This is a genomic window from Tenacibaculum sediminilitoris (assembly GCF_964513795.1).
In the GTDB taxonomy this organism is placed as follows: domain Bacteria; phylum Bacteroidota; class Bacteroidia; order Flavobacteriales; family Flavobacteriaceae; genus Polaribacter; species Polaribacter sediminilitoris.
This window is the reverse complement of record NZ_CAZEQR010000031.1, coordinates 1-6,478: the sequence shown is the minus strand read 5'-3', so window position 1 is coordinate 6,478 and position 6,478 is coordinate 1. Positions and strand designations below refer to the sequence as shown.

General features: G+C 36.8%; 1 protein-coding gene. It reads right to left on the bottom strand.

Annotated elements, in window-relative coordinates:
* The coding region (locus tag ACKTSW_RS08480) for a hypothetical protein (protein ID WP_408024847.1) at nt 1-6,478 on the bottom strand (6,478 nt) is incomplete at both ends.

Below are 6,478 nucleotides of genomic sequence, written 5' to 3'. Positions count from 1 at the left end.
GTAAAGTCTGGTCTTATTTCTGGTTGAATTTCAATAGTTCTTGAAACATCACACATTGGTGTAGCATCTAAATCTCGTACCGTAACTGTATATGTTTGTGGGGTTGTGTTTCCATTAGGAATTGTAATCGTGAAAGGATCACTCGTTACAACAACATTGGTTACCAACGATCCTTCTACAGAACCTGAAACATCATACGTATAGTTACTTGTTCCTGAAGTCCAATTCACAAAATCAACGGTTACGATTCCATCTGGTGATACTGAACAATCTACCTTCTTAGTTTCTACTAATGAGAAGTTAACATCAGGGTTGATCGTTACATTTGTTGGGGTTCCTGCATCACATCCGTTTGAATCTACCACATTCACCGTATACGTATCTGCTGGTAAATTAGTAAATGTGTAAGTAGTAGCTGTTAAAGTTTGAGTCTCGAAAATCCCTCCTGAATTTGACAGCGTATAGGTATAAGTACCAGTACCTCCTAATGCATTTACTTCAATGCTTCCTCCTACTGAAGTATCACATACATTATCTGTTTCACTAACCGTAAAGGTTACTGGTGTTGGATTTGCTATAACAACCTGATTACTAGCTTCACAATATCTTCCTGCTACTCCATCTTTATCCCTTACTACAACTGTGTAGTCTCCTGCTGGTAAGTTCGTGAAAATGTTATTTGAACTATATGAATTTCCTGCGTAAGCAACTCCTGGGTTTGATGTCTCTTCTAATTGATAAACATAAGTACCCCAGCCTCCTGTTGCTGTTGCTGTAATTGTAGCATCTGATCCATTATTACAACTTACTACTGGATTTGTATTTCCTACTACTGATAATGGAGCTAACGGCTCTGCTATTGTAAAGTTAGAGCTTTGTGCCTCACAAAATGGTGAGTTTGCGCCCATATCTATCCTTACATAATAAGTACCTGCCGATAAACCTGTTATAGTCGTTGGTGTACCTCCCGTACCTGCGCCTGTAATAGCTGTTGCTACTCCTGATGACGTATACACAGTATATGTATAACCGCTTGTATAAGGCGTACTAGAACTAAAGTTTAATACCGCACTTCCATTACTATCTCCTTGACAGTCTACATCTTCTATACCCGTAATTAATAAATCAAATACTGGTTCGTCTCCAACTGTATAGTAGGTTACTAACTCACAACCTGTTGTTGGATTCTCTATCGTTATTTGATAATCTCCTGTTGGTAAATTATCAAAATCTCCTGTAGTATTAGTTACTAGCCCATAAGTATTACCATTAATTCCTTCAATGCTAATATTTGCTACCACTGGTGCTGTTGACGTATAAGTAACTGTAATATCTTCTCCTGTTGAACAAGTTATTGCTGTGTCTAGTGTAACTAAAGGTGCACTCAACTCATTAAATGGTTGAATTGTTGCTGAAGTCGTTCCTGAACATCCTTGATCGTCATAAACCGTGATATCTACTGTTCCTCCTGATGTGTTAGTCGTTGTAAATATAAAGTTACTTGAATCTAATATCTCTACTGATCCTGAATTTGGAGTATATGTAAACACTACTCGACTATAAGTTCCTGATCCTCCTACTATACCCACTGGTAACTCTACACTAGCTACATTAACAGTATTACCTGTTGTACATCCAAACTCTGTAACGATTGGTGTACTTGACACAACTGGAGCATACTCTGTTATTACAATACCTGTTATAGTTGTATCACATCCATTTACTGCTGTACCTGTTATATCGTATGTTCCTGGTGGTAAGTCTGAGAATGTACTAGCTCCATCATACGTACCTGCTACTGGACTAATTGTATAGCTTATTGGTAAAATTCCATTATCAACTGCTGTTAATGTTATAACTCCTGAGTTATCTCCAGAACATAAACTTGCTGTTACTACTGGAGTAAAGTCTGGTCTTATTTCTGGTTGAATTTCAATAGTTCTTGAAACATCACACATTGGTGTAGCATCTAAATCTCGTACCGTAACTGTATATGTTTGTGGGGTTGTGTTTCCATTAGGAATTGTAATCGTGAAAGGATCACTCGTTACAACAACATTGGTTACCAACGATCCTTCTACAGAACCTGAAACATCATACGTATAGTTACTTGTTCCTGAAGTCCAATTCACAAAATCAACGGTTACGATTCCATCTGGTGATACTGAACAATCTACCTTCTTAGTTTCTACTAATGAGAAGTTAACATCAGGGTTGATCGTTACATTTGTTGGGGTTCCTGCATCACATCCGTTTGAATCTACCACATTCACCGTATACGTATCTGCTGGTAAATTAGTAAATGTGTAAGTAGTAGCTGTTAAAGTTTGAGTCTCGAAAATCCCTCCTGAATTTGACAGCGTATAGGTATAAGTACCAGTACCTCCTAATGCATTTACTTCAATGCTTCCTCCTACTGAAGTATCACATACATTATCTGTTTCACTAACCGTAAAGGTTACTGGTGTTGGATTTGCTATAACAACCTGATTACTAGCTTCACAATATCTTCCTGCTACTCCATCTTTATCCCTTACTACAACTGTGTAGTCTCCTGCTGGTAAGTTCGTGAAAATGTTATTTGAACTATATGAATTTCCTGCGTAAGCAACTCCTGGGTTTGATGTCTCTTCTAATTGATAAACATAAGTACCCCAGCCTCCTGTTGCTGTTGCTGTAATTGTAGCATCTGATCCATTATTACAACTTACTACTGGATTTGTATTTCCTACTACTGATAATGGAGCTAACGGCTCTGCTATTGTAAAGTTAGAGCTTTGTGCCTCACAAAATGGTGAGTTTGCGCCCATATCTATCCTTACATAATAAGTACCTGCCGATAAACCTGTTATAGTCGTTGGTGTACCTCCCGTACCTGCGCCTGTAATAGCTGTTGCTACTCCTGATGACGTATACACAGTATATGTATAACCGCTTGTATAAGGCGTACTAGAACTAAAGTTTAATACCGCACTTCCATTACTATCTCCTTGACAGTCTACATCTTCTATACCCGTAATTAATAAATCAAATACTGGTTCGTCTCCAACTGTATAGTAGGTTACTAACTCACAACCTGTTGTTGGATTCTCTATCGTTATTTGATAATCTCCTGTTGGTAAATTATCAAAATCTCCTGTAGTATTAGTTACTAGCCCATAAGTATTACCATTAATTCCTTCAATGCTAATATTTGCTACCACTGGTGCTGTTGACGTATAAGTAACTGTAATATCTTCTCCTGTTGAACAAGTTATTGCTGTGTCTAGTGTAACTAAAGGTGCACTCAACTCATTAAATGGTTGAATTGTTGCTGAAGTCGTTCCTGAACATCCTTGATCGTCATAAACCGTGATATCTACTGTTCCTCCTGATGTGTTAGTCGTTGTAAATATAAAGTTACTTGAATCTAATATCTCTACTGATCCTGAATTTGGAGTATATGTAAACACTACTCGACTATAAGTTCCTGATCCTCCTACTATACCCACTGGTAACTCTACACTAGCTACATTAACAGTATTACCTGTTGTACATCCAAACTCTGTAACGATTGGTGTACTTGACACAACTGGAGCATACTCTGTTATTACAATACCTGTTATAGTTGTATCACATCCATTTACTGCTGTACCTGTTATATCGTATGTTCCTGGTGGTAAGTCTGAGAATGTACTAGCTCCATCATACGTACCTGCTACTGGACTAATTGTATAGCTTATTGGTAAAATTCCATTATCAACTGCTGTTAATGTTATAACTCCTGAGTTATCTCCAGAACATAAACTATTTTCAGCTACATGTGTAAAGCTAGGTTGAACTGGATCTTGAACAGTAATTGCTTTGGTATCTGAACATCCTGAAGTGGCATCTGAAACCGTAATATTATATGTTCCTGGTGCCAGCGTAATAGTAGCTGTTGTTGTAGCTCCTATGTTTATTCCTGGGCTACCATCAACACTATAAGTGTAGTCTCCACCAGCCCCTGAGGTAATATTTAATGTTACCTCTCCGTCTACTGTACAAATTGCATTTTGAGTTACTTGTAAGTTAAAGTCTATATCTGGATGAACTACAATTCCTATTAAACTATCAGTACAACCATTTGCATCTCTAACAACTACATCATAACTACCTGCAGCTAAAGCACTGAAAGTATATGGGTTTGAAGTTGGTGATGTAAAAGTTCCTCCATTTATAGAGTATTGGTAAGGTGCTAAACCACTTGACGCAGAAACAGTAATTGTTTTATTACTATCACAACTTACTACATTATCTAAATTGATTGTAGGTGAAATACTTACACTTAATGCTACTGGTCCGAAAGTTTCAGTACAACCATTGGTATCAACGACTTCAACTGTTACATTTACTGGTAAAGTTACATCTGACACATCGCCATAAGCTATGTTAAATGTATTACCTGTTAATGTTATTGGTGTTGTTAATGTAGTATTAGTTACTGACGTTACATTATATGTGTATCCAGGAAAACCTCCAGATATATTTTCTATTCTTACCGCACCATCAACACTACATGTAATATTATTCAGTACATTTAAGTTCCCTGTTATAGATTCTCCTTCTAAAATTTCTATATCTCCACTTGCCCATTGACATGTTCCACCAGAAGTACTTTCAATTACTATAAAATATAACCCTGGATTTAAAGTTGCTGTAGGAGGAACATTAAAAGTATGAGGATACGTTTCTGTATCTGTTATGGTACCTGTAATTCCTAAAGGTGAATCTGTTATTCCATCATACAGCTCCCATCCTATTGTATTTCCTGTTAAAACGCCATCTGTGTCTTCAATAGTAAACTCTATTTGACCATTATTGGATCCATTACATGATTGATTACTTACAGCGGATGTAATGTTTACATCAAAAGTAGAGTCTATTAATGAATAATCAATTGGGTCGTCATTCATTTCAATACAAAGTGTATTTGTATCTCTTACAAAAAACTGATAGTTTAAGCCAGGAATAATATTGGTAAAAACTTTTACTCTTGGGTTACCTATTGGATCATCAGCAGGATACCAAATACCAGTGTTAATAGGGTCGTCTGTACTAATTCCAAACTCAAAAGGCCCAACACCATTAACTGCTTCCACTGTTGCACTATAACCGGTGGTACAATTACCACTTGGAACAACATTTACCACAATACCACTTACTTGGAAAGGCATTACAAATATTCCATTATCAACTTGACATCTAATGGTAGTTCCATCCATTATTCTAATCGCCGGATAATAAACCTGACCAGGTGTTAAACCTCTAACTGAATATAAGTTATCTCCTGGTGTTGGGTGTGGTGCCACACTAATAGAATGAACTAATGTACTCATGTCTATCCAAGTAGAACCATCTATCGTATACTCTAATGTATACGGTGCAAAACTTGCTAAGGTTAAGCTTTTAAAATTGAAATCAAGCCCCGTATTTGCTGGTGAAATTATCGTACAATCAGTTGGTAATATAGGTTCTATATTCATTGGAATCGCTGGTGGATTCGTTAATGAGAAGCTAAACGTATCACTACATCCTAAATCATCTGTAATCGTAATCGTATATGAATCTACTACTAAATTATTAAAGCTAAAATTAGCTCCTAAAAAATTATTAATTGTATCAACAACTACATTTGCACTATTTCTAATAACAATAGTATGTGGGGCTTGCCCTGTATTTGCTACAATTTGCCCATCTACACTACCTGCATCTCCATTACATGTAGGTTCGTTTACCGTTGCTGTAATATCAATAGGTGTTACTGCATCAATAACTACATCTTGAATTATGTACTCACAATATCCTGCTGCTCCATTGTTATCTCTTACATAAACATCATAAACTCCTACTGCTGTTGTAACAGGGTTTGTTGTACTAAAAGCTCCTGCAGACAAACCATCTGTTACGACTGAGAACACATAAGTTCCCGCTCCTGTTCCTCCTGAAGGGTTTATTAAAATTTCTCCATCATTACAACTTGCATTCGTAACATCAGCTGTAGCTAATAATTGCGGATTAATAGTTACTGGAGTATTAACAGTACAACCTTTACCATCTTGTACATATACCGTGTAATTACCATCTGATAATCCTGAAAAAGTATAGGTATTTGATGTTAATGGTGTTGGCTGTTGCCATGTTGTACCGTTTAAACTAAAAATATAATCACCATTACCTGTGTTAGCAGTTACTACAATTTGTCCATTAGTTCCATCATAACATAAAGGTTCCGCAGTAAAAGTAACTGCTGTTACTGGATTTACAATTACTGTTACTGGTGCAGATGTACAACCTAACCTATCGGTAGCTACCACAGTATAAGTTCCTGCAGCTACATCTGTAAATGGACTCGTTGTTGATACTGAGGTACTTGTTGAATCAAATAATTCAAATGTATATGGACCTCCGTTTCCATTACTCGCTGTTGGTGTAATTGTTGCTCCTGTTGCTGGGCTAC